Origin of the sequence: Thalassobacillus devorans (assembly GCF_011761345.1) — a bacterium.
Classification (GTDB): Bacteria; Bacillota; Bacilli; order Bacillales; family Halobacillaceae; genus Thalassobacillus; species Thalassobacillus devorans.
Genome location: NZ_JAASRY010000001.1, coordinates 1,358,178 through 1,381,133, shown reverse-complemented (window position 1 = coordinate 1,381,133; position 22,956 = coordinate 1,358,178). Strand labels below are relative to the sequence as shown.

The following is a 22,956-nucleotide window of genomic DNA, read 5'->3' as shown; positions in this document are numbered from 1 at the left end:
GTGAAAAAGATAGGGATTACCTGTTACCCTACGGTGGGGGGCTCTGGGGTAATAGCGACAGAATTAGGAAAATTACTAGCAGAGGAAGGACACGAGATACATTTCATCACCTCTCAAGTCCCGTTTCGGTTGAACCGGATTTACTCCAATATTTTTTACCATGAAGTAGAAGTGACCAATTATCCGGTCTTCAGCCATCCTCCATATGACCTGGCACTTGCCAACAAAATGGCTGAAGTCATCAATCGTGAAAAGCTCGATATCCTTCATGTTCATTATGCGATGCCTCATGCTATTTGTGCGATTCTTGCTAAACAGATGGCAAATCATGATGTAAAAATAATTACAACCTTGCATGGAACGGATATTACCGTTCTGGGAATAGATTCAAGTATGAAAAATATTATTAAATTTGGGATTGAGCAGTCAGACCGGGTGACTACTGTTTCAAAAAGTCTGGCAGAACAAACCAAAGAGATGTTGTCGATAACGAGGGGAATGGACGTACTATATAACTTCGTGGATGAAAGGGAATATTTTCGCCATTCTGATCAAGACCTCAAAAAACAGTACCATATTGGCCAAGAAGAAAAGGTTATTATCCATATTTCAAATTTCAGGAGAGTAAAAAGGGTCGCAGATGTCGTTCATGCCTTTCATCGAATAGCAGCGGAAATACCTTCAAAACTGTTGCTTGTCGGAGATGGTCCCGAATTTTCTAATACGTATCAATTAGTCCAGGATCTTGGCCTGCAGGACCATGTCCTATTTTTAGGAAAGCAAGAGAACGTCTCGGAGCTACTTTCAATTTCCGACCTTAAACTGCTGCTTTCAGAAAAAGAAAGCTTTGGCCTTGTCCTGCTGGAAGCAATGGCTTGTGGAGTTCCTTGTATCGGAACGAATGCGGGTGGAATACCAGAAGTTATTTTACATGGAGAAACTGGTTATATTACTGATATCGGAGACATCGAAGATATCAGTAAAAAAAGTATAGAAATCCTCTCAAATAAAGATATATGGGAGAAATTCTCTAAACAAAGCGAAAAACGCGTGAAAGTAGAGTTCCATTCGCAAGAGATATTGAAACAATACGAGGCTCTTTATGATAAGGTGTTGAATAATGAACGTTAATATCACTCAGATTCCAGCATTCCAACAAGCACTCCCAGTTCTGGAGCGTATCGAGAAACATGGCTTTCAAGCTTTTTTTGTTGGCGGTTCTGTACGTGACGCCTTGATCGGCAAGGATATTGTGGATGTTGACATAGCAAGTTCTGCTACTCCCCAGGATATTAAGACACTATTTAAAAAAGTAATCCCTGTGGGCATTGAGCATGGAACTGTAATTATCAGATACGAAGGACAATCCTATGAAGTAACTACTTTTCGTTCTGAATCTGGTTATGAAGACCACCGCCATCCAGATAAGGTGGAGTTCGTGACCGATATCGAACTGGACCTGGCCCGTAGAGACTTTACTATCAATGCCATGGCATTGAACAGAGACGGAAGAGTCATGGACCCGTTTGAGGGGTTGCAAGCAATCAAGGACAAAAAGATACAGGCGGTTGGCGACCCTTTGGAACGATTCGAAGAGGATCCACTTCGTATCATGCGTGCTATCCGGTTTAGCAGCCAATTAGGCTTTCATATTGAAAAAAACACTTCTGCAGCTATTCTTAAACAGGGAGAATGGTTAAAGGAGATAGCTGTTGAGCGAATTGCTGTGGAATTTGAAAAGTTATTTCGAGGCGAATATCTGATTCAGGCTGTAGAAGCATGTAAACAATCAGGCATCCACCGATTTTTCCCTGTGTTCAAGCAGTACCCGTTTCTATTTGATTACGCAAAAGGAATCACTTATCCTCTCGATGATTTTGCGGAACTTATCAGCTTCTTTGTTTTCTATCACCCGGAAGTCACCGTGGATGACTGGGTGAAACAATGGAAGCTTTCCAGGCGGCTTAAGTATAATGCAAAAGCTTATGTTGAGGCTCTGGAACAATACAAACTTCGTGGTCTGGATGAATGGCTGGTTTATAACATGCCTCCTCATTTGGATAAGGGCTTTATCCGGCTTGTCGGTCTGCTTTTCCCAGATATGTCCAGCGGATATGCCAATAAGTTAACATCCATCAGAAAGAATTTAGTGATTACGGATCGTAGTGAAATTGAGTTATCGGCCGCTCACTTAATGGAAATGTTTCCGGACGTTCCAAAGGGGCCTTGGATAGGTGAACTGCTTGTTTCCCTGGAGAAGAAGGTAGTTTCCATGGAACTGGCGAACGATTATAATGAAATAAAGGAGTGGGTACAGGCATGGAATCCACCCGGCAAAGATTGATTAAAATCCTGGAAAGCAATAAAAATGCTTACCTTTCAGGGCAGGAACTTTCCAGGCGTTTGGATGTATCCAGAACTGCCGTATGGAAACATATGAAAGAACTGGAGAAGGATGGTTACAAGATTGAAGCTGCCCCGCGTAAAGGGTATCGAATTGTCGCTTTTCCTGATAAAGTGACCAAGAATACCTTAAGATGGGGATTAAATACAATACGCATAGGCAAGGAAATCTTTCATTATGAGCAAGTAGGTTCAACACAGGAAATCATTCACCAGTTAGTCCAGGAAGGATACGGGCATGGCACAGTAGTGGTCGCGGATGAACAAGTAAAAGGGAAAGGGCGTATGTCAAGACCATGGCATTCCGGCAAAAACCAGGGAATCTGGATGAGTTTATTATTGAAACCGGAATTGCCGCCAGTTCAGGCTCCCCAAATAACCTTGCTCACAGCCGTGGTACTGGCAGAGGTGTTCGCTTCTGCAACAGAGCTAACACCCCAAATTAAATGGCCGAATGATATATTGATTAATCATAAAAAAATAGCCGGAATATTGACAGAAATGCAAGCGGAACAAGATCAGATTCAATATATTGTGCTCGGAATCGGGATTAATGTTAATCATGATCAGCAGAGTATACCGGAAGATATCAGACACAAAGCCACCTCATTGAAGATAGAGTCCCAAAAATCGTGGGAAATCAATTGGCTGATCCAGCTCATTCTCGAGACCTTTGAAAATACATACGAGCAGTTTCTCGATAAAGGTTTCCAATCTGTTAAGGAAAAATGGGAAAAGTATGGATATAAAATCGGGGAGGAAGTCACGATATCCACGATGCGAAAAACATGGCCGGCTACATTGGTCGGCATTGAAAGTGATGGTGCATTATTGACTCGGACAAACGATGGCAAGCAGAAGAAACTTTATTCTGCCGAAATACATTGGGGAGATGATGGCTACAATGCTAACCCGTAAACAAATGCTTGATATGAAAAATAGCAAGGAAAAAATTGCGATGGTAACTGCTTATGATTATCCTTCTGCCAAATTTGCAGAAAATGCAGGCGTGGATATGATTTTAGTAGGGGATTCTTTAGGGATGGTTGTGCTCGGTTATGATTCAACCATTCCTGTGACGGTGGATGATATGATTCATCACGGCAAAGCCGTAGTGCGTGGGGCTGGCAAAACTTATGTCGTAGTTGATATGCCGTTCATGTCTTATCATATTTCCTTAGAAGAATCGTTGAAGAATGCTATGAAGATCTACCAGGAAACGCAGGCCCAGGCATTAAAGGTGGAAGGTGCCGGAAATGTGTTACCTACAATCGAACGGCTTACAGAAGGCGGGATACCTGTAGTTGGTCACCTGGGTTTGACCCCTCAATCCGTCAATGTGCTAGGTGGTTATAAAGTGCAAGGAAAACAAAAAGAAGCAGCAGCACAGTTGCTGGAGGATTCCCTCGCTGTAGAAAGAAGCGGTGCCATTGCACTTGTACTGGAATGTGTACCAAAGGAACTGGCAGCATTGATCAGTGAACAGCTCTCCATTCCTACCATCGGTATAGGAGCTGGCGCCGGGTGTGACGGTCAAGTGCTGGTTTATCATGACATCCTGAACTATGGAGTGGACAGGCTGCCTAAATTTGTCCAAACGTATGGTGATGCAAACCAACAATTTACAGAGGCGCTTGGAAATTATGTGAAAGAGGTTAAGGCTCACAATTTTCCGGCCGAAGCGCATACGTTCACCATGGATCCAACCTATTTGCCGTCTGTTAATGGTGATGAAAAATGAAAATTATCGACTCACCAGAAATAATACAAAAGAAAGCTAGTGAATTTAAAGCCCAAGGGAAGCAAATAGGCTTTGTACCAACGATGGGTTATTTGCATGAAGGGCATGAACAGCTAATAAAAGAAGCGAAAGAAGAAAATGACATAGTAATTCTGAGCATTTTTATCAACCCGCTTCAATTTGGTGAAGGAGAGGATTTGGATCGATATCCAAGGGATGAGGTCCATGACCAAACAGTTGCACAAAAACTCGGAGTGGATTTGCTATTTTTTCCTACAAAAGAAAGTATGTATCCTACCGAATCCGCCATCCAATTAAGCGTCAATAAAAGAACGAATGTATTATGTGGAAAGAGCCGTCCAGGTCATTTTGACGGTGTTGTGACGGTAGTGGCCAAGCTTTTTCATTTATGCCAGCCCGCGAAGGCTTATTTCGGTATGAAAGATGCCCAGCAGGTGGCAGTCGTAAAAGCCTTGGTGGATGATTTGAATTTCCCGGTAGAAATTGTGCCTGTAGCTACAGTGAGAGAGCCCGATGGATTAGCGAAAAGCAGCCGGAATGTTAATTTAAACGATCAGGAGCGCAAGGATGCACCAGTAATTTATGCTGCCCTGCAACAAGGTCGCGAAATGATTCGGAATGGTGAACAGGATTTGAATAATGTTAAGACTGCTGTAAATACATTTATTGAAACACATACTCATGGTAAAATAGATTATGTTGAATTACTATCCTATCCGGAGCTGGAAAATATCGATCGTCCCAAAGGACAAATGATTATAGCCGCAGCTGTCCAATTTGAAAAAGCAAGGCTTATCGACAACCAGGTATTCGACAGCCATGGAGCGGTAACTATAGGATGACTCTTTAGGAGGAGAACATAATGTTTCAGACCATGATGAAAGCTAAAATACACCGTGCCCGTGTCACGGAAGCAAACTTGAATTATGTCGGCAGCATTACAATAGATCAGGATATCATCGACCAAGTAGGCATCCTCCCTCACGAAAAGGTGCAAATTGTAAATAACAATAATGGCGCCCGTCTGGAAACCTATGTGATTGCAGGCGCTAGAGGGAGTGGTGTCGTCTGTCTGAATGGGGCAGCGGCCCGTCTGGTACAGCCGGACGATATCATTATCATTGTTGCCTATGCGATGTTATCGGAAGAAGAGTTAGTGGATTTTAAGCCGAAGATAGCTTTAATGAATGAGGATAATCAAGTATTGCGAGTCATTGAGGAAGAGCCTCCTTTAACGGCAGTCACCAACTGACGAAGGCCAGGCAATTCATATATGCTTAACATGGGGATTCTCGCTTCATCACAAAGCGGAATCCTTTATTATTGTTTGAACAAGTGAAAGGAGGGGTGGTTTATGGCTAAGTTCGTGGTGGTCGATTTAGAGACTACCGGAAATACTCCAGCCAAAAACGACCGGATCATCGAAGTAGGTGTGGTTATATGGGAAGATGGAGAGATAGTGGAGGAATTTTCTTCCCTGGTATATCCTGAACAGGACATACCGCCTTTCATAACGAACCTTACTGGTATAACGAATGAACAGGTGGCACATGCCCCTCTTTTTTCTGAAATAGCAGAGGAGATGTATGAAAAGTTCTCAGACGCCTATATTGTGGCTCATAATATTCAGTTCGATCTTGGCTTTTTAAATAAGGAATTTGCTGATTGTGGTTTGAAAGCGCTAGATAACCCAGTGATAGACACTGTGGAGCTAGCCCGCATATTACTGCCTCAGTCTCCAGGGTTCAAGCTGGGGCAGCTGGCAGACCAACTGAACATACAACATGAAGACCCTCACCGGGCTTTATCTGACACAAAGGTTACAGTAGACTTATTAGCTCAGTTATTTCAAAAGTTTTCAGAGCTTCCACTCCTCACCTTAGAGCAGCTTTTAAGAATGGAAAGTGGGTTTAAAAGTGATTTACGCCAATTATTGAACGATGAAATTTCCAGAAAGCTGTACTCCGATGAAGAAAGCGATGAAATAGATATCATTCATGGACTGGCTGTCAAAAGAATCGACAAAAAACCAGCCGGTGAATTTGAAGCAGCCTCATCTTTTGGAGACTATTTGGAGCATCTTTTTCATTCGAAAGAAGGCCTCTCTTCCAGTGTCTCCGGTTATGAGTATCGAGAAGGTCAGAGAACGATGGCTGAAACGGTTTATGATGCATTTACATCGGAAAAACACGCCTTGATTGAAGCGGAAACCGGAACAGGGAAATCTTTGGCTTATTTGATTCCTGCAGTATATTACGCTTTATCTCAACAGAAGAAAGTAGTAATCAGCACCTACACGACACAATTGCAGCGTCAATTATTGGAAAAGGAAATCCCTCAAGTTCAATTGTTATTTGGAAAAACCTTCGAAATCGCCCTTTTAAAAGGGAAAGAACATTATATCAGTACGCTCAGGTTCAGCAAGGAGCTGAGGGAAGGAAGCCGGGACAATTACGATATTGTATTATCCAAAGCAATGCTGCTTGTCTGGCTTACAGAGACGACCACAGGAGATATCGACGAAATCCAACTGCCTTCGAGTGGAAGATATTTATGGAATCGTATTTCGACCGACCAGGAAGAAGCGGAAGAGACTTGGTCAAAGACCAATAAAGACTCCTTTTATCGTAAAGCAAGAAGGCGTGCGGAAGAAGCGGACATTATCATTTCCAACCACTCCTTGTTATGTACGGATTTAACCCTGGAACATGCATTTATGCCTGAATTCGATCATCTGATCATCGACGAGGCCCATCACTTGGAAACGACGGCCAGCAAATATTTTGGGCTTCATATGGATTATGGCTTATGGCAAAGTTACTTTAATCAATTAGAAGCCTTGTATACGACTAAGAATTCTACCTGGTCCGAAAAAATGCAAGAAATAATAACAGAAGAGATTCCATTTTATAAAAGCTTGAAGGAAGAAGTAGATGCTCTGTTTCGTTTTATATTCCATCTGGTCAGGTCTAATAACAAAAAAAACAAAGACCATAGTGACGTTGGCAGAATGCAATTCACCTATCAACAAAAGAACGTGAAGGCGAAGCAATTATCAACCATCAAAGAGATGCTGGCAAGGCTGACGGCTGATGTTAATCATTTGGGGCGAGGGATGGACACATTGACGGACCATCTGGCAGCTGAAAACGTATTGACTGATTCCAGTAATTCAGACTTTGTAGAAATGGCTGCTTTTATTCAGAAACTAATACAGATGAAGGATGAGCTGAACCATTATTTATTAAACGAGGATGAAGAGGAGGTCAAATGGCTGGAAATTGACGCTATGGGGGCTCACAATGCTGTTTATTTATACAGCGAACCTGTAAATATAGCTTCCCGTCTAAAACAATCCTTGTTCGATGTAAAAGCAAGTGTCATCCTGACTAGTGCCACCCTTACGATGAAGCATTCTTTCCGGTATATTACCGACAGGCTTGGGATAACAGAATTAAATCCAGTACAAAAGAAAATACCTTCCCCTTATCCATTCCATGAGCAAGTACGGTTGATGGTGCCGGATGATTTTCCTGATATAAAAAGGGATCAGGATGATTTTATTTCGGCTACATGTGAAGCCATATACTCCATGGCTCAAATAACGGAAGGTCGGATGCTGGTGTTATTCACTTCCTATGATATGTTAAAAAAAACGTACGAATTATTACGAGAAATCATTATGCCGGAAGAATTCATGTTATTTGCCCAAGGTGTAACAAGTGGGAGCAGGGAACGTTTAAAAAAGAATTTCCAGGCGTTTGATCAATCCATACTGTTAGGAACCAGTTCTTTCTGGGAGGGTGTTGATATCCCAGGAGATGATTTATCCTGTCTCATGATTGTACGGCTTCCATTCCAGCCGCCGAATCATCCTGTGTATCAAGCAAGGGCTGAACGTTTGAAAAGAGACGGCAAAAATGCTTTTATGGAACAGTCTTTACCACATGCAGTCATCCGATTCAAGCAAGGGTTTGGCAGGTTGATCCGCTCCAGTACAGATAGAGGTATCGTTTTTGTGTGTGATCAGCGTTTGGTCAATGCCAGATATGGCAAGTATTTCATCGAATCGATACCAGAAGTACCACTGGAAGTTGACAGTACTTCCAGACTGATGCAAAAAGCGACAGAATGGTTATGATTTTTTCCTCTGCATATGCTAATGGTGTTAAACTTTTGAAAGATAGCAGGGATGCAGATGAAAAGATTTTTGTTTCTTTTACTGACGGTATGGTTCATTCTTGCTGGTGCAAGTGGGCCGGAACAGCCACAGTATAAACCGAAAGAGCAAAGCCAGGCGGAGATTACATTTTTCAATATCCCTGATGGGGAGGCTACACTGCTCCAATCCGACCGAAGACGAAATTACCTTTTTAATACCGGTGAAACTTCCAGTCTTAAATTCCTTAAAAAGGAATTGGAAAGACTGGAAGTAAAAAAAATCAAAGGGATTGTCCTGACAGGGCAGACCAGTGATTTTTGCGGGAATCTGAAAGAAGTAGTAACCGATTATGATGTCGAGGAAATTTTTTATACTGGTTCACTCTCCGATAATTGCAATGTACCGGATGGCGTATCAACGGTCAATTGGAAAGAAGGTGATCGTACCCAATTAGACGGTGTGTCCTTACAGGTCATTTATACAGAGAATGAACAGATGTCCTTACACCTTTCCTTTCATGAAACTGGAATCATATTTTTTACGAAAGGAGATCTGGAAGAAGAAGTTCACATTTCCAATAAGTCGTTACCACCTTTCCAAATATTGAAGATTGGAAACTACGGTACAGGAACCTCTCCTACAGAACAATTTCTGGAAAAAACAGATCCACACCTTGCTGTTTTATTTACAAGAAAAGGGACATCAGTTAATGATGGGCTGATTGAACGGATGCACGGTTTTTGGATGGACGTTTACCGATTGCAGCAGACTGGAACAACTACCATTGAAATAGGTAAGGATCAATACCATATACCCTCTGACTAGAAAAACTGGCTTTATCGCCAATTTGTTGGCGAGAGCCTTTGTTTTTGTTTTACTTTTCTCCTTAAACGCGTAAAGTTTACATTAAAAAAACTGTGCCCGAAGTCGGGCACAGGATGGTTGTGGGTTAGGTTTTTTATTTTATCTTGAATTCACCATCAATTTCTGATCGGCAAACTGTTATAATGATTAAGGTGATGACTTGACGTTACAATATTAGTATCAGTTAGAAACATGGTATTATGAGTAGTAAATATTGAGATGAACTGATTTTTTTGGAGGAATTAAAATGGGGAACAAAATTGAAACGTTGTCAACGGTAAAAATAAAGAATAGCGATGATCTATACAAAATAGTGGATACATTGAACCGTACGTTGAAAGAAGAAAATTTAATGTTTGGATTGGCGTTGGATGAAGATGATCAAGACACCGCAGTCTTCACGATCTACCGTACCTGATTGGTTAAAATGGACGCTGCTGGGCACCTTTATACTTGGAATAGTATTGGTTATCTCGGCTTTTACATTTTATTCATCTATTATGGACCAAAAGCGAGAGGGTTTTGAAAATTCCAGACAAATAGCATTGAATGAAACAGAGTTAATTGACATCACTGCTGTTGAAAGGTATAACGGTAACGAGGTCTTTCACATAGTATCCGGCACAGAGGAAACTGGTGAAAAAGGATACGCATTTATCAGTACAGACAAAAAGCAATTGGAAACTTATTTGCAATCAGAAGCACTTGTTGAGTCAGCCAAGCTGAAAAAAAGTTGGCAGGAGTCTTGCCGTTCATGTGAGTGGTTGGATATCAAATTAGGCTTGGAAGAAAAAAGGGCAATATGGGAAATGACCTACATAGATGAGCAGGGCCGGTATGTACTTGCTCATTATGACGCGAAGTCCGGAGAACGTTATCAGCAATTTGCATTCAAACGATTTTAAGAGGAGTGGAGAACATGAAACTAGCAAACCGAGTACAAGCATTGACACCATCCAGTACGTTAGCAATTACCGCAAAAGCGAAGGCATTGAAAGCAGATGGACATGATGTCATCGGCTTAGGAGCAGGAGAGCCTGATTTCAACACCCCAGAATATATTTTGGATGCAGCATCATATGCCATGAAACAAGGCTTAACTAAATATACGCCTTCTGGCGGAATACCAGATCTTAAACAGGCGATTAGTGAGAAATTCTCAAAAGACCAGAACTTAAACTATAAAGATACACAAATAGTAGTCACCACCGGTGCAAAGCATGCTTTGTTTACGTTGTTCCAGGTCGTACTTAACCCGGGTGATGAAGTGATTGTGCCTACTCCTTATTGGGTGAGCTATCCTGAACAAGTGAAATTAGCAGAAGGTAAGCCTGTATTCGCCGAGGCAAAGGAAGAGAACGGCTTCAAAATTACTCCAGACCAGCTGGAAGCTGCTATTACTCCTAAGACAAAGGCGGTCATCATCAATTCACCAAGTAATCCAACTGGCATGATGTACTCTAAAGAGGAATTGCAGGAACTAGGAGAAATTTGCTTGAAACACGATCTTTTGATTGTATCGGATGAGATTTATGAAAAGCTGATCTATTCAGAGGAAAAGCATGTCTCTATCGCTTCCTTATCAGATGACTTGTACAAACAAACGGTTGTCATCAATGGTGTTTCCAAATCACATTCCATGACAGGCTGGAGAATCGGTTATGCAGCAGGTGATCCGGAAATCATAAAAGCGATGACCAGCATGGCTTCACATTCCACCTCCAACCCTACGTCAATTGCACAGTACGCTGCATTAGCAGCTTATACGACAGATGAGCATGAAGTAAACAAAATGAAAGAAGCCTTCCGTGAACGTTTGGAGAAATTGTATGAATGGCTGGTGGAAATTCCAGGAATAGAATGTGTGAAACCAAAAGGAGCATTCTACCTATTTCCGAATGTGAAAAAAGCAAGCGAAAAGAACGGGTTTGAATCAGTAGATGCATGGGTGGAAGCACTCTTAGAAGAAGAGAAAGTTGCCGTAGTACCTGGCTCAGGCTTTGGTTCCCCAGATAATATTCGCCTTTCTTATGCTACTTCACTAGATCAGTTGGAAGAAGCGGCTAAACGAATCAAACGTTTCGTAGAAAATCATTAATCATGTTAGTTGGAGGGAACATTGTGAAAACGACGATAGCTGAAGTATACAAACATGTAGGTGAAGAAGTGACGATTGGAGCGTGGCTTGCAAATAAGCGATCCAGTGGGAAAATTGCATTCCTGCAGCTGAGGGATGGAACGGGATTTATGCAGGGAGTGGCTGTGAAAGCAGAAATAGGGGAGGAAAAGTTTCAGGAAGCGAAGAGTCTTACCCAGGAATCTTCTCTCTATGTGACCGGAAAAATTGTAGAAGATACTCGTTCGCCACTTGGGTTCGAGATGCAGGTGTCTGACTTTGAACTGATTCATGAAGCTGTGGATTATCCCATTACCCCAAAAGATCATGGAACCGAATTCTTAATGGATCACCGTCATTTATGGCTGCGTTCGAAAAAACAACATGCCGTGATGAAGGTTCGTAATGAAATCATTCGGGCGACTTATGAATTTTTTAATGAACAGGGATATGTCAAAGTGGATCCTCCGATTCTTACAGGTGCTTCTGCAGAGGGTACGACGGAGCTTTTCCATACGAAATACTTTGATGAAGATGCCTATCTGTCTCAATCAGGCCAATTATATATGGAAGCGGCAGCAATGGCACTTGGTAAAGTTTTCAGTTTCGGTCCTACCTTCCGTGCAGAAAAATCCAAGACAAGACGCCACCTGATTGAATTTTGGATGATTGAACCGGAAATGGCGTTCATGGATCATGAGGATAGCCTTCAAGTACAAGAGCAGTATGTTTCACATGTCGTTCAATCTGTTTTGAAAAACTGTAAGATTGAGTTGTCGATACTTGATAGAGACACATCAAAACTTGAAAACATCCAAGCACCATTCCCACGTATTACCTACGATGAGGCAATTCAGTTAGTAAAAGAAAAGGGATTTGATGACGTGGAATGGGGAGATGATTTTGGTGCCCCTCATGAAACTGCAATTGCTGAGAGTTTCGACAAGCCTGTCTTTATTACAAACTGGCCGGCCGAAATCAAAGCCTTTTATATGAAGCCAGATCCAAAACGTCCAGATGTCGTTTTATGCGCGGACTTGATTGCTCCAGAAGGATATGGAGAGATAATTGGAGGATCTCAGCGCATCGATGATATGGAGCTGATGAAACAACGTTATGAAGAACACGGGCTGACTGGCCCAGCATATGAATGGTATCTTCAGCTTCGTCAGTATGGCAGTGTCCCGCATTCTGGGTTCGGGTTAGGATTAGAGCGTACCGTCGCCTGGATTGCAGGTGTCGAGCATGTACGTGAAACCATACCATTCCCGCGTCTGCTCAATCGTTTATATCCATAATGCAAGTCGCTAATATCTAATCCATAGACCATGCTTACGGACCCCGTGCATGGTCTATGTTGTGACCAGCTTAGTTATTGTTTTATGGAGCGCAGTTAGCTCTATTACTAGAAAAGACATCCAGTATATATACATTTAAGGTGTGAAAAATATGAGTAATTATCAGCAATATCAGGATATATTGAATGATCAAATGACGCTCTCCAAAAAATTATTGATGAATTATCAATCGTTAGGTCTTACAGATTCAGAATTGATAACCATACTCCAAATCCAGAGGTTTTATTATGATGGCAATCCTTTTCCTACTCCTGCGGAAATTTCAAAATATCTCACAGGCACAGACCAGGACTGCTCTCGTCTACTTCAAAGTTTGATCAAAAAAAATATTCTGGTAATTGAACAAAAAAGGAACGAAGATGGTATCCTGAATGAATATTACTCTTTTGAACCACTATGGGAAAAACTATACACAGCAGGTGAAGAGTTCCCATCCACGACGGAAGCTGCTTCACAGGAGAACTTATTTGTATTGTTCGAACAGGAATTTGGCCGTTTATTATCTCCTTTTGAAATAGAAACGATTAATATATGGCTCGATCAGGATGAACAGCCGCCTTCCTTAATAAAGGCAGCGTTGCGTGAAGCTGTTTTGATGGGGAAACTAAACTTCAAATATATAGATCGCATCCTTAGGGAATGGAAGAAGAAGGGAATCCGCAGTGTTGATCAAGCACGACAAGCCGGTAAACAATTCAGGGGTCAACAGAAGTCTGGAGAAACCGTAAGCCAAAGTTCAAAAAAAGATATTTCTTTATATTATAATTGGCTGGAGGAAGAATAGAGGGAGAGATGGACAGTTGCTCAATAAAAAACAAATCGAGTATTGCCTGGATGTTTTCGAAGAAATGTTTCCACACGCCGAATGTGAGTTAAACCATTCCAATCCATTTGACTTATTGATTGCCGTCGTACTTTCTGCCCAATGTACGGATGCATTAGTAAATAAAATAACAAAAGATTTATTCGAAAAATATCGTACCCCTGAGGACTACCTGGCAGTACCGTTAGAAGAATTGGAACAAGATATTCGTTCCATCGGTCTATATAGGAATAAAGCGAAAAACATCCGGAAGCTTTCACAGACGCTGCTTGATAAATTTGGTGGGGAGGTACCTCGGACCAAACAAGAATTGGAAAGTCTTGCGGGTGTGGGAAGAAAAACAGCCAATGTGGTAGCTTCTGTTGCCTTTGAGGAACCAGCTATTGCTGTAGATACCCATGTAGAAAGAGTATCAAAACGGTTGGGTATTTGCAGGTGGAAAGACTCTGTATTAGAGGTAGAGAAGACCTTGATGAGAAAAATACCGAAGGAAAGATGGAGCGAAACCCATCACCGTATGATTTTCTTTGGCAGGTATCACTGTAAAGCACAACGGCCTAATTGTGAGGAATGTAAGCTGCTTGATTTATGCAGAGAAGGAAAGAAACGTATGCGAAAAAGATAAATTTTAACTTCTAGTCTTAATTTTACGGAAAAAAGCCAGTAGCTGGATTGAACCAGCTACTGGCTTTTCTATAGGGGTAATTTGTGAAATGCTATGGCAACAGGCTATTGCTACTATCTTCGTTAGAGTCACTGTCGTCAGTGTCGCCGCCAGTGTCACCGCCGTCAGCGTCGTCATCACCAGTGTCACCGCCATCAGTGCCGTCGCCGCCAGTATCACCGCCGTCAGCGTCGTCATCACCAGTGTCACCGCCATCAGTGCCGTCGCCGTCAGTGTCACCACCGCCGTCATCACCGTCGCTGCCAGTGTCACCATCACCATCATCATTACCATTTCCTCTGCCATTGCCATTGTTGCCATTACCATTACCATTGCCATTGTTTCCTTGGCCTTGATCTTCATTTTCGTTTTCTTCTTCATCCTGATTTTCTTCGTCTGTGTCTTCTTCTTGTTCTTCATCACCGCCAGGGACAGTGACTTCAACAGATTTTCCTTCACTTTTGCTGTCATCACCGACCGCTCTTATCGTAAACTTATAAGTCGAACCTTCATTGATTTGAGTTACTTCCAGTGACTTTTTATCCGTTGTAGTAATGGTTCTCTCATCGGACCCATCTACGGATACAGAAACTTCAAACGAGACATCATCGTCGTGATTCCAAGACATATCTATGACATGCTTACCTTTGTTATATTTGGCCTTAAGATCTTTTACAGGATCCAGGCGGTCATACTCCTCAGATGTTTCAGATGGCATGTTGTCGACATGGAATAATTCCGTTACGATTTCTGAATCCGGTGTATAGTCACTTGGAAGTTTTGCTGGATTCGAACCTTTCTCCACTTCAACTTCTTTGACTGTTTCAGGCATGGTAAAATCTTTAGTATCTTTACCTTCTGAGAGGCTGGTCATCAATGATTTGAACAATTGTTTCGGAATATCTTTACCTGCTCCTGGAATATCACGGGCATTACCTTCACCGTAACCGGTCCAGGTAGAAATCGAGTAGTTCGTCGTATAACCATTGAACCAGGCATCAGGAGTGACATCTTCACCCTCGTTATAAGAGTTTGTTGTACCGGTCTTACCTGCCAACGGAAGGTCAGGGATATTTGCATCACGCCCTGTACCGCTGTCATTGTTCACTACGCTTTTAAGCATATCTGTAATCATATAAGCAGTGTATTTGCTCATAGCGGCTTGAGGTTCTGGCTTCAAATCTAATTCTTCATCGTCCGGCAGGACAACCTTTTCTACCGCATATGGTTCATTAAAGACACCTTCATTCCCAAATGCTGCATAAGCACCGGCCAGTTCTTTTGGAGTAGCAGTCGTTTTGGCGCCGCCAATAGCATCAGCAGGATAGATTTCATCATCTTTGAACTCAATACCAAGCCCTTCTGCAAATGATTTGGCTTCATCCATACCCACTTCCTGCATTGTATTGACTGCCGGATTATTGAGAGAACGATAAAGTGCTTCACGCATAGAAACCCATCCGTAATATTTATCATTATAGTTGCCGATAACATCCCCATTCGGGAATTCTACTGGACCATCATCATCATACTGATGATAAGTAGACCATTTTTTATTTTCTATCACAGGTCCATAAGCCATGATAGGTTTGAATGTAGAACCTGCCTGACGGCCCCCCTGGATGGCATAATTATACCCGCCAGCCTCTTCGGATCTGCTTCCACCTATTGCTCGTATAGCTCCTGTTTGAGTATCGACGACTGTAGTCGCTGTTTGCAGCTCATCATCCGGGAATGGAAGCGGGCTGTCTTTACTTAACAATTCTTCGACTTTCTCCTGCGCCTTCGGCTCCACAGTGGTATAAATACGAAGGCCATCCTCGTAAATATCAGCCCCGTCGAGTTTTGCTTCTACTTCTCTTTGGACTTGATCTAAGAATGCTTGATACTTGTTCGTGCGTTTTTCCGCAGGGTTAAGCATTTCTTCAATCTCTACACTTTTTGCTTCTTCCGCCTCTTGTTCTGATATCTTGTCATGGTGGACCATCAGATCTAATACCCTGTCACGGCGTTCTTTTGCATATTCTGGATTTTTAATAGGGTTATAAGCTGCCGGGCGTTGAGGAAGACCGGCCAGCAATGCAGCCTGTGGCAGCGTAAGTTCTTTAAGGTCGGTAATTCCATAGTATGTCTCTGCCGCTTCAGCTACCCCATAGGCACCGCTGTCGTAATAAATTTTATTCATATACATTTCAAAAATTTCTTCTTTAGAATATTGCTGTTCCAATTTAATCGCCAGCCATTGCTCCTGTACTTTTCGTTTTAACGTTTTGTCAGGACTTAAGAAGGAGCGTTTGACTACCTGCTGCGTTATAGTGCTCGCTCCCTGGGAGCCAAAGCCAGATGTTATATTGCTGATTACAGCTCCGCCAATTCTTCGGATATCAATACCTGAGTGTTCGAAAAAACGGACATCCTCGGTAGCCAGCACTGCATCTCTCATAACGTCCGGCAGTTCACTGTAACTGATCTTGGTTCTGTTTTCACTGCCTAATTCCGCAAATAGCTCACCATTCATGTCATATACGCGTGATGGAATAGGATCAGATAATTGCGCTTTATTTAACTCTGGTGCACTGGAAACATAATAAGCCATTAAGCTCCCGGTAGCTATCATTAGAACAATACCGGTGATTAAAAGGGCAAGAAGTACCTTTTTAAATACCGGTTTTCTGTTTCCTTTATTATTTTTTTGATTTCGTCTTGCTGTACGAGATTGGCTGTCATTTGCCATAACTCATTTCCTCCATTTCTAGAAAAAAAGCTTGTCAAGAACTTTGATGTAATCTACTCGTGCCTGGTAGTGAAAAGGAATCAGCTTACCATGCCTTTTAATAAAAGAATAAGGAATGGACTTTCTTCCTCCTTGATATTGTTCCTCCCACCAGTAAAAAAGTTTCACAGCAGATAAAAAGAATGTTTCATCATGTGGTGTGAAACGGATGATCATAAAACAAATGCCCCCGTGTTCATGCACTGATTTCATATGATCGATTTGATGTTGATGGATATTGCTTAAGGGAAAAGAAGTCTTATTTCTCGTTTCCTTCGCTTCAAAATCTATATAACTGCCTCGGTAAATGCCATTATAGTCTGTAGTGGATGCTTGCTTGAAATAGCCTTCTTTAATGACTGCCGCGCTTCTTTTTGGATAATCAACACGAACAATCTGTACGGGGGTCGGCTTTTTATGAATCACCGCAGTATTAGACGATAAATAATACTCATTGGTTACATTGATGTCCTCCTCAAGTGTCATACCCCTGTTACTGAAGTCGGGCTTCTTTTTTTGGGGGTTGGCTGATTTAGCGACAGAGCCCCGTTTCCCATTTGGATAATTCATCATTATACCTCCCACCATGAGAGTATCATACCAAATTTTCCGCAAAAATGAGAACAAAAATTATCCATACTTTAAATATACCAGTGATATAGACACATAATATACAAAAAAAGGATGTTGACTATGAGTTTGGATATGAAGGGCGATATTTTCCAGCAAGTTACAAACAAAACAGCACGTTATAACTCGGATAATATTACCCGGACCAATGCTTATCAAAACTTTTATTTGAAAAATAAAGAGATTCGATGGGCATTTCTTGCAAGTATGGTATCTAGAAATGCTGGATGGAATATGACGGACCTAGCTATACAGCCATTAATAACCCTTTTGACTGATAAGCAGCGGTGGATGTTATTTTCTACTTATGAGCGGGCGAACTGGCTGATTTTTTCAGATGCTTACCCTCAGCTTCTTCTTTACCAACTCTCAAAGGAGAAGAGGACACCTTTATTCCATCTTCTAAATAAGTTTCACGTATCCCAATTCATGATTAACGAATGGCTGAGATTTTGGGAAACAAAAGATAAATCAAGACTTGTGAAAGCACTTATTATAAATGAACAAAATGTGATTGAAAATCCAGTTATCCAGCAACCTTGGTATCAGGAAAAGGTGTTCCATCAGTGGCCGTACATGCTCGAATCTATATTTCGTTTGAATGTGGTATTACTGCCTGGAGAAAGCGGTATATTATACGGTCTTCCTATTTATCGATTTACCCATCTTGATCAGCGAATCTCGATTGGAAACACATTGGCAGATATGCTGTTTCACCCTGATTTTTATCCAGGTTTCCTCAATTTTGCGTTAACTGTTAAGCCAACAGGAAGCAGAAAAGATTACGAACAATTTTTTCGTAATTCGATGGTAGCAGCACCGCCTTTACAGGAGGTTTACGCTATCGTCCAGCATCAAGACAATATTCGTGAAGATTGGTTTCGCTTAAGGGGGTTGAAACAAAAGTGGTGGCAGAACAGTTTACCTCTGCCAGATAACGCTCCCAGACGATATTATGTAAAAAAACAGGCATTGATGCGGCTGAGTAAATGGATGTATAGAATAGGGAGAGGCTGATCATTCAATCAGCCTCCTGCCTCATGTTGCCGGATGGTTTTCTCCATCTAATTTAGGATTGCCTGTGTGTCTTCTTGCTTCATTACTGTTCTTTTTATTCTGCTGCTCGGTACGTTTCTGTTCTTTCTTACTCATGGAAACATCCCTCCTCAATCATATTATTTGTCGAATTACGATTTTTATAATTTTATCTTTTGCTATTTTTGTAAGATAGCTTCTAGTTTTGTCACCTGAAGAGGAGGGTGGAGAATTAACTAGAATGTTTATATTATAAGAAAGCATAAAGGAGGTTTTATGCATGGGAGTTTCATCAAAATTACAGCAAAAAGGGGTCTCCAGAAGACAATTCGAACACTCCTTGCTTGAAATGATGGATGATATGCAGCGCCTGGAGCAGAAGATATCTTTAAAAGCTGATGAAGTGGTCTTTACCATGGCAGTAGCTCATCGGAAGGAAATCGATCGGTTGCAGGAAGAAATATTGACGATGAGAGAAGAAATAAAAGAGCTGAAAAAGAATCAAAAAGACTTGCACATGGATCAATCATTTTCACTAGCGGGGAGAAAGACAAGACTAATTTAAACTTCTCGATGTACCGTTTCCCTTAAGCGTGGTAGGCTATAGGGGAAGGGGTGAACCATTATGAAAGACTTAGTTGAGCTTACAGAGAAAGTGAAAGACATGATCGACGAATTGAGCATGCAGTATGAGAGGATCACGGAACCTATTGATAAAAATGATCATGATTTTTTTCAAAAAGTAAAAACAGAAACAGAGCCAATGTTTCAGTTAAATGATAAATGGCGGGAAGCCGCAGAAAATTTTGTTAAGAATAAACAGGTTAATGTACATCCTAACCAAGTGAAATCGACCCATGAAAATGTAGAGCTGTTGATTTTGCATAGTTACTACATTGATGTGAAAAAGAAACGGTATAATGAGCTTAATCACTCTGTCCATTATGTCATGGACATGCTATTGAAAGATTGGAATGAAGGGAAAGGGGACCAATGACTGGTCCCTATTTCTATTCTTTATAAGAGGTGCCTTCGGGGATTTTTCTTACTTGATCTCCAGACTCCGCAAAGCGTTTAGCTGTTTTAGGCTTTTCGTGTTCATGGTTCTGACGTTTTGCTTTGAATTCTTTTCCGCGTCCCATATAATCAACCTCCTTTTTAATTATTATCACCTCTGTACTGATAATTAATTAAAGGAAGAAAATGAAAAATGTCCTTGCACCAAAGTACAAGGACATTTTTTTATCGCTTTCTGACCCGATAAAGCATAAGGTAAAAAGCCGGTAAAAGCAAGAGTGTAAGCAGAGTAGAAAAAAGCAAACCAGAAACAATCGAAATCGCTAACGGACGGAACAAGACGTCACCTGAAAAAATAATAGGCGTCAAAGCGGCGATAGAAGTCAAAGATGTCAAAATGATCGGTCGTAATCTTGCTTTGCCTGCTTGTGTGACTGCCTCGACAGTCGTTTCGTATTTCTTCTTATTCTGCTCAATAAATTCCACCAGTATAACGGAATTTCTCACAACAATTCCTGATAAAGACACAATACCTAACACGGCTAAGAAGCTTAACGGTTGCCCGGTGACGAATAAACCGATAATTGCTCCTGTAACAGCTAAAAATACGGAGCTGGTTATTAGGAAAGGCATACTTAATGAATTGAATTGTATGGCAAGCGTCAGATAAATCAGGAAAAGTACGATAACAAATAATTTTGCCACTTCAACGAAGAATTCACTGCGGGCATTCGATTCGCCCGTTTGGAATACCTGATAATCTCCAGATGTCTCTTGCTGATATTCCTCAATAAGTTCGTTTGCTTCCTGTTCAAAATTCGATTCTTCTCCTTTTTTCGGGTACGCTTCAAGGGTGAAAGTCCTCTTTCCGTTCAAATGTGGGATAGCGCCTACCTGAGTGTATTCTTCCTGGGTGATCATTTCATCTAATGTAAATGTTGAAGGCTGCTGTGGAGCATCCGGAGATCCCATAGAGCTGGAAGGAGTCTGACTGGTAATTTGCAGTACTTCCAAATCGACCCCATTCTCTTCTCCATCATCCACATATACCCGGATGGGTAAGCGTTCGTTCCCGTTATCGAATACACCAAGTGGAATCCCGGTATTGGCAATCTGCAAAAGAGAGGTTACCTGATCAGATCCAATCCCATTTTCAGCCAGCAAATCTCGATCTAGCTGATAACGGATGAACGGCTGCTCACTTGCAGCATCGAGTGTTGTCAATTCAGTGCTTTCCAACTGGTCAAAGCGGTTTTGTATATCTTTGGATAACTCCAGAAGCTGATCTAATTCTGGTCCCTGTACTTTTAACTCAATTGGTGGAGAGGCAGGAGGACCTGATTCAATCGTATTCATGAATATTTCTGCTTCATTAAATTGATTTCGCAGTTCATTTTCCCATTTATTAATAAAAGCAGTGGCACTGGTTTTATCACGATCAACACGGACAAGTATTTGTCCGGTATTTTCTCCCGACCTGTTTAAAGCTGAGCTAAAAAGGTTAGGCAGACCGCTTCCTGCATAAACTGCTGTCTCTGTAATAACAGTTTCATCACGGTTAAGGTAAGTTTCCATCTCTTCAAGCGAAGCCTGCGTCTCCTCTAATGGGGTCCCTTGTGGGTAGGTGACGGACACCGTCACTTCCGGGCGATCTGCGCTAGGGAAAAATTCAAACGGAATTTTTATAACCAGCATAGCTAATAACACACATGCTATGAGTCCGATTGATCCTGTTACCCAAGGCCGCTTTGTGACCTTTGGCAGTACTCTGTCCCCGTATAAGGACTCTAAACGATTGAATAGACCGCCAAGCAGGCCAATCTTCTTGGTTGATTTGAAATTTTTGCGTTTATGACGAGCGTATTGGACAGTCGGTATTAATGTGAATGCCATCAACGTAGAGGAGAGGATGGTCAATATTAACACCATCGGCAGGGCACGGATAAAATCTCCATTGCTTCCAGATAAAAATGTTAGTGGAAGAAAGCTGAATATGATCATTAAGGTAGATGTCAATATCGATATACCCACTTCTTTGACGCCGTTTATCGTACCTTCTAAAGGCCTATCGCCCAGTTGAAATCTCCGTTGGATATTATCATTCACTACAATCGCATCATCTACAAGTATTCCTATGGCTATGATCATCCCAATAATTGAAATCTGATTTAAATCAACCCCAGTATAAGGGAGGGGGATTAATCCGATAATTATCGATAAAGGTACGGCCAAGCCTACCAGAATAGCGGAAGAAATTGGCAGTCCGATAATCATTATGAAAAAAACAGAGAATAACGAAATTCCAAATGATATAAGCAGGTTAGTAAAAACTTCTTCGATTATCGTATTTTGCGTGTAGAACTGCTCTGTTTCCACCCCATCAGGGAGATTGGAAGATAATTGTTCCACTTTTTTATTGATTTGTTCTTGAAGCGCCGACATGTTCACTCCTTCCTCGGCGAGGAGGGTGACTGAAAGAGCCGGCTTTTCATTGAAGTTGATAAGATCTTTTGGATCAGTGGCCGTCATACCAACTTCTCCTACATCCCGCAAATATAAGGGGCCATCACTTTTCTGACCAATTGGTATTTCTTCAAGCATTTCAATCTCAGATATATTATCAACTACTAATTGATAACTTTTTCCATTATCCATGGTTGAGCCGATTGCATTCGGTGCTAACTCTGCATTTACAGCTTCTATTACCTGAAAAGGCGACAGTTGATTTTCTTGGAGCGCTTCATTATAAAGGGAAAGTTCAATTTCGCGGTCTGGGAGCCCTTTGATTTCTACTGCTTCAATACCAGAGATATCCGTAAGCTCTTCGCGCCAAATGCTTAATTCTTCATGAAGCGAGTAGAAATCCTCATGATCTTCAGCTAATAAATGATAGGAAGCTGCTGCTGACATCATGAGATCAGTTTCTATATCAGGAGAATCTGCTTCATCAGGAAAGTCCCTTGAGACATTTGTGACGGCTTGTTGTATTTTGGCATTGACTATATCCCCATCAGCATTATCTGATAAGGAAGCGGTAACAGATGAGAATCCGGTTGTTGATGCAGAGGTGACTTCCTCAATACCTGCAATGTTGGATATTTCTTCCTCCAGAGGAGTTGTGATGGTACGTTCCACTTCCTCCGGTGTCGCCCCTGGATAAACTGTAGACAGGGAAGTAAGGTTGACATTAATTTCAGGAATCTCTCTTTTGGGGAGTTGAAAATATGTAAATATCCCGGTAAAGAGGAGAAGCAAGATAAAAATCCAGACAATTTTTCGGTAATGTAAAATTTTCCCCATGGTTATCCCCCCTTTTAAAATGTTTTAACAAAACTTATACAAATAGTTA

At 41.5% G+C, this 22,956-nt stretch carries 21 protein-coding genes; 17 read left to right on the top strand and 4 right to left on the bottom strand.

The window, feature by feature from the left end; translation table 11 throughout:
- The 14 genes from bshA to nth all read left to right on the top strand — a co-directional run bounded on the left by bshA (nt 1) and on the right by nth (nt 14,113).
- Nucleotides 1-1,131 (top strand): N-acetyl-alpha-D-glucosaminyl L-malate synthase BshA, encoded by a 1,131-nt coding sequence (gene bshA, locus FHS45_RS06815; protein WP_062446339.1) that lies wholly within the window; start codon nt 1-3, stop codon nt 1,129-1,131.
- Nucleotides 1,121-2,344, top strand: coding sequence for a CCA tRNA nucleotidyltransferase (locus FHS45_RS06810; protein ID WP_062446337.1), 1,224 nt, complete (start codon nt 1,121-1,123; stop codon nt 2,342-2,344). The genes bshA and FHS45_RS06810 overlap by 11 nt, the downstream gene beginning before the upstream one ends.
- Complete coding sequence (locus FHS45_RS06805; RefSeq protein ID WP_062446335.1) at nt 2,320-3,321, top strand: biotin--[acetyl-CoA-carboxylase] ligase; 1,002 nt, start codon at nt 2,320-2,322, stop codon at nt 3,319-3,321. Before FHS45_RS06810 ends, FHS45_RS06805 begins: the two co-directional genes overlap by 25 nt.
- Complete coding sequence (panB, locus tag FHS45_RS06800) at nt 3,308-4,144, top strand: 3-methyl-2-oxobutanoate hydroxymethyltransferase (protein ID WP_062446333.1); 837 nt, start codon at nt 3,308-3,310, stop codon at nt 4,142-4,144. Before FHS45_RS06805 ends, panB begins: the two co-directional genes overlap by 14 nt.
- Entirely contained in the window at nt 4,141-5,007 is an 867-nt protein-coding gene (gene panC / locus FHS45_RS06795; RefSeq protein WP_062446331.1) for a pantoate--beta-alanine ligase, read from the top strand. Before panB ends, panC begins: the two co-directional genes overlap by 4 nt.
- A 20-nt stretch (nt 5,008-5,027) precedes the next feature.
- Complete coding sequence (panD, locus tag FHS45_RS06790; RefSeq protein ID WP_062446329.1) at nt 5,028-5,417, top strand: aspartate 1-decarboxylase; 390 nt, start codon at nt 5,028-5,030, stop codon at nt 5,415-5,417.
- A gap of 102 nt (nt 5,418-5,519) precedes the next feature.
- Nucleotides 5,520-8,306, top strand: a complete 2,787-nt coding sequence (dinG, locus tag FHS45_RS06785; protein ID WP_062446327.1) for an ATP-dependent DNA helicase DinG — start codon at nt 5,520-5,522, stop codon at nt 8,304-8,306.
- Between the two features lie 57 nt (nt 8,307-8,363).
- On the top strand, nt 8,364-9,152 hold the full coding sequence (locus FHS45_RS06780; protein ID WP_148350137.1) for a ComEC/Rec2 family competence protein: 789 nt from the start codon (nt 8,364-8,366) through the stop codon (nt 9,150-9,152).
- Between the two features lie 286 nt (nt 9,153-9,438).
- Complete coding sequence (locus FHS45_RS06775; RefSeq protein WP_082412078.1) at nt 9,439-9,609, top strand: YpmA family protein; 171 nt, start codon at nt 9,439-9,441, stop codon at nt 9,607-9,609.
- On the top strand, nt 9,563-10,096 hold the full coding sequence (locus FHS45_RS06770) for a cell wall elongation regulator TseB-like domain-containing protein (RefSeq protein WP_148350135.1): 534 nt from the start codon (nt 9,563-9,565) through the stop codon (nt 10,094-10,096). Before FHS45_RS06775 ends, FHS45_RS06770 begins: the two co-directional genes overlap by 47 nt.
- 14 nt (nt 10,097-10,110) lie before the next feature.
- On the top strand, nt 10,111-11,289 hold the full coding sequence (locus FHS45_RS06765; RefSeq protein WP_062446322.1) for a pyridoxal phosphate-dependent aminotransferase: 1,179 nt from the start codon (nt 10,111-10,113) through the stop codon (nt 11,287-11,289).
- Between the two features lie 23 nt (nt 11,290-11,312).
- On the top strand, nt 11,313-12,605 hold the full coding sequence (gene asnS, locus FHS45_RS06760) for an asparagine--tRNA ligase (RefSeq protein WP_062446320.1): 1,293 nt from the start codon (nt 11,313-11,315) through the stop codon (nt 12,603-12,605).
- Between the two features lie 151 nt (nt 12,606-12,756).
- Nucleotides 12,757-13,449 (top strand): DnaD domain-containing protein, encoded by a 693-nt coding sequence (locus tag FHS45_RS06755; RefSeq protein WP_062446318.1) that lies wholly within the window; start codon nt 12,757-12,759, stop codon nt 13,447-13,449.
- Between the two features lie 16 nt (nt 13,450-13,465).
- Nucleotides 13,466-14,113, top strand: a complete 648-nt coding sequence (gene nth, locus FHS45_RS06750) for an endonuclease III (RefSeq protein ID WP_062446316.1) — start codon at nt 13,466-13,468, stop codon at nt 14,111-14,113.
- 91 nt (nt 14,114-14,204) lie between these two features.
- On the opposite strand, the gene FHS45_RS06745 is transcribed toward nth, so the two are convergent.
- Together FHS45_RS06745 and recU are read right to left on the bottom strand one after the other, a co-directional pair.
- A complete protein-coding gene (locus FHS45_RS06745; protein ID WP_062446314.1) occupies nt 14,205-16,886 on the bottom strand; it encodes a PBP1A family penicillin-binding protein in 2,682 nt (893 codons plus the stop codon).
- An 18-nt stretch (nt 16,887-16,904) separates the two neighbouring features.
- Complete coding sequence (gene recU, locus FHS45_RS06740; RefSeq protein WP_062446312.1) at nt 16,905-17,495, bottom strand: Holliday junction resolvase RecU; 591 nt, start codon at nt 17,493-17,495, stop codon at nt 16,905-16,907.
- Between the two features lie 135 nt (nt 17,496-17,630).
- On the opposite strand from recU, the gene FHS45_RS06735 reads away from it, so the two are divergent.
- The 3 genes from FHS45_RS06735 (at nt 17,631) to FHS45_RS06725 (ending at nt 19,587) form a co-directional block, all read left to right on the top strand.
- Nucleotides 17,631-18,572, top strand: coding sequence for a DUF2515 family protein (locus tag FHS45_RS06735; protein WP_243847091.1), 942 nt, complete (start codon nt 17,631-17,633; stop codon nt 18,570-18,572).
- Between the two features lie 298 nt (nt 18,573-18,870).
- The gene (locus FHS45_RS06730; protein ID WP_062446309.1) at nt 18,871-19,155 is read left to right on the top strand and encodes a hypothetical protein; all 285 of its coding nucleotides are present in this window, start codon (nt 18,871-18,873) and stop codon (nt 19,153-19,155) included.
- A 60-nt stretch (nt 19,156-19,215) separates the two neighbouring features.
- The gene (locus tag FHS45_RS06725) at nt 19,216-19,587 is read left to right on the top strand and encodes a DUF1798 family protein (protein WP_062446307.1); all 372 of its coding nucleotides are present in this window, start codon (nt 19,216-19,218) and stop codon (nt 19,585-19,587) included.
- A gap of 13 nt (nt 19,588-19,600) precedes the next feature.
- Here FHS45_RS06725 and FHS45_RS20320 read toward each other — a convergent pair whose 3' ends face one another.
- The gene (locus tag FHS45_RS20320) at nt 19,601-19,732 is read right to left on the bottom strand and encodes a hypothetical protein (protein ID WP_258953980.1); all 132 of its coding nucleotides are present in this window, start codon (nt 19,730-19,732) and stop codon (nt 19,601-19,603) included.
- A 100-nt stretch (nt 19,733-19,832) separates the two neighbouring features.
- Complete coding sequence (locus FHS45_RS06720) at nt 19,833-22,907, bottom strand: efflux RND transporter permease subunit (RefSeq protein ID WP_062446304.1); 3,075 nt, start codon at nt 22,905-22,907, stop codon at nt 19,833-19,835.
- Between the last annotated feature and the right edge of the window lie 49 nt (nt 22,908-22,956).

Excerpts from the sequence above, each read along its gene's own strand:
- FHS45_RS06730 (WP_062446309.1), top strand. The coding sequence starts at position 18,871 with ATGGGAGTTTCATCAAAATTACAGCAAAAAGGGGTCTCCAGAAGACAA.
- FHS45_RS06745 (WP_062446314.1), bottom strand. The coding sequence starts at position 16,886 with ATGGCAAATGACAGCCAATCTCGTACAGCAAGACGAAATCAAAAAAAT.
- FHS45_RS06765 (WP_062446322.1), top strand. The coding sequence starts at position 10,111 with ATGAAACTAGCAAACCGAGTACAAGCATTGACACCATCCAGTACGTTA.
- FHS45_RS06720 (WP_062446304.1), bottom strand. The coding sequence starts at position 22,907 with ATGGGGAAAATTTTACATTACCGAAAAATTGTCTGGATTTTTATCTTG.
- panC (WP_062446331.1), top strand. The coding sequence starts at position 4,141 with ATGAAAATTATCGACTCACCAGAAATAATACAAAAGAAAGCTAGTGAA.
- FHS45_RS20320 (WP_258953980.1), bottom strand. The coding sequence starts at position 19,732 with ATGGGACGCGGAAAAGAATTCAAAGCAAAACGTCAGAACCATGAACAC.
- panD (WP_062446329.1), top strand. The coding sequence starts at position 5,028 with ATGTTTCAGACCATGATGAAAGCTAAAATACACCGTGCCCGTGTCACG.
- FHS45_RS06755 (WP_062446318.1), top strand. The coding sequence starts at position 12,757 with ATGAGTAATTATCAGCAATATCAGGATATATTGAATGATCAAATGACG.
- FHS45_RS06725 (WP_062446307.1), top strand. The coding sequence starts at position 19,216 with ATGAAAGACTTAGTTGAGCTTACAGAGAAAGTGAAAGACATGATCGAC.
- FHS45_RS06780 (WP_148350137.1), top strand. The coding sequence starts at position 8,364 with ATGAAAAGATTTTTGTTTCTTTTACTGACGGTATGGTTCATTCTTGCT.
- FHS45_RS06775 (WP_082412078.1), top strand. The coding sequence starts at position 9,439 with ATGGGGAACAAAATTGAAACGTTGTCAACGGTAAAAATAAAGAATAGC.
- FHS45_RS06805 (WP_062446335.1), top strand. The coding sequence starts at position 2,320 with ATGGAATCCACCCGGCAAAGATTGATTAAAATCCTGGAAAGCAATAAA.
- dinG (WP_062446327.1), top strand. The coding sequence starts at position 5,520 with ATGGCTAAGTTCGTGGTGGTCGATTTAGAGACTACCGGAAATACTCCA.
- FHS45_RS06770 (WP_148350135.1), top strand. The coding sequence starts at position 9,563 with ATGAAGATGATCAAGACACCGCAGTCTTCACGATCTACCGTACCTGAT.
- FHS45_RS06810 (WP_062446337.1), top strand. The coding sequence starts at position 1,121 with ATGAACGTTAATATCACTCAGATTCCAGCATTCCAACAAGCACTCCCA.
- recU (WP_062446312.1), bottom strand. The coding sequence starts at position 17,495 with ATGAATTATCCAAATGGGAAACGGGGCTCTGTCGCTAAATCAGCCAAC.
- FHS45_RS06735 (WP_243847091.1), top strand. The coding sequence starts at position 17,631 with ATGAAGGGCGATATTTTCCAGCAAGTTACAAACAAAACAGCACGTTAT.
- panB (WP_062446333.1), top strand. The coding sequence starts at position 3,308 with ATGCTAACCCGTAAACAAATGCTTGATATGAAAAATAGCAAGGAAAAA.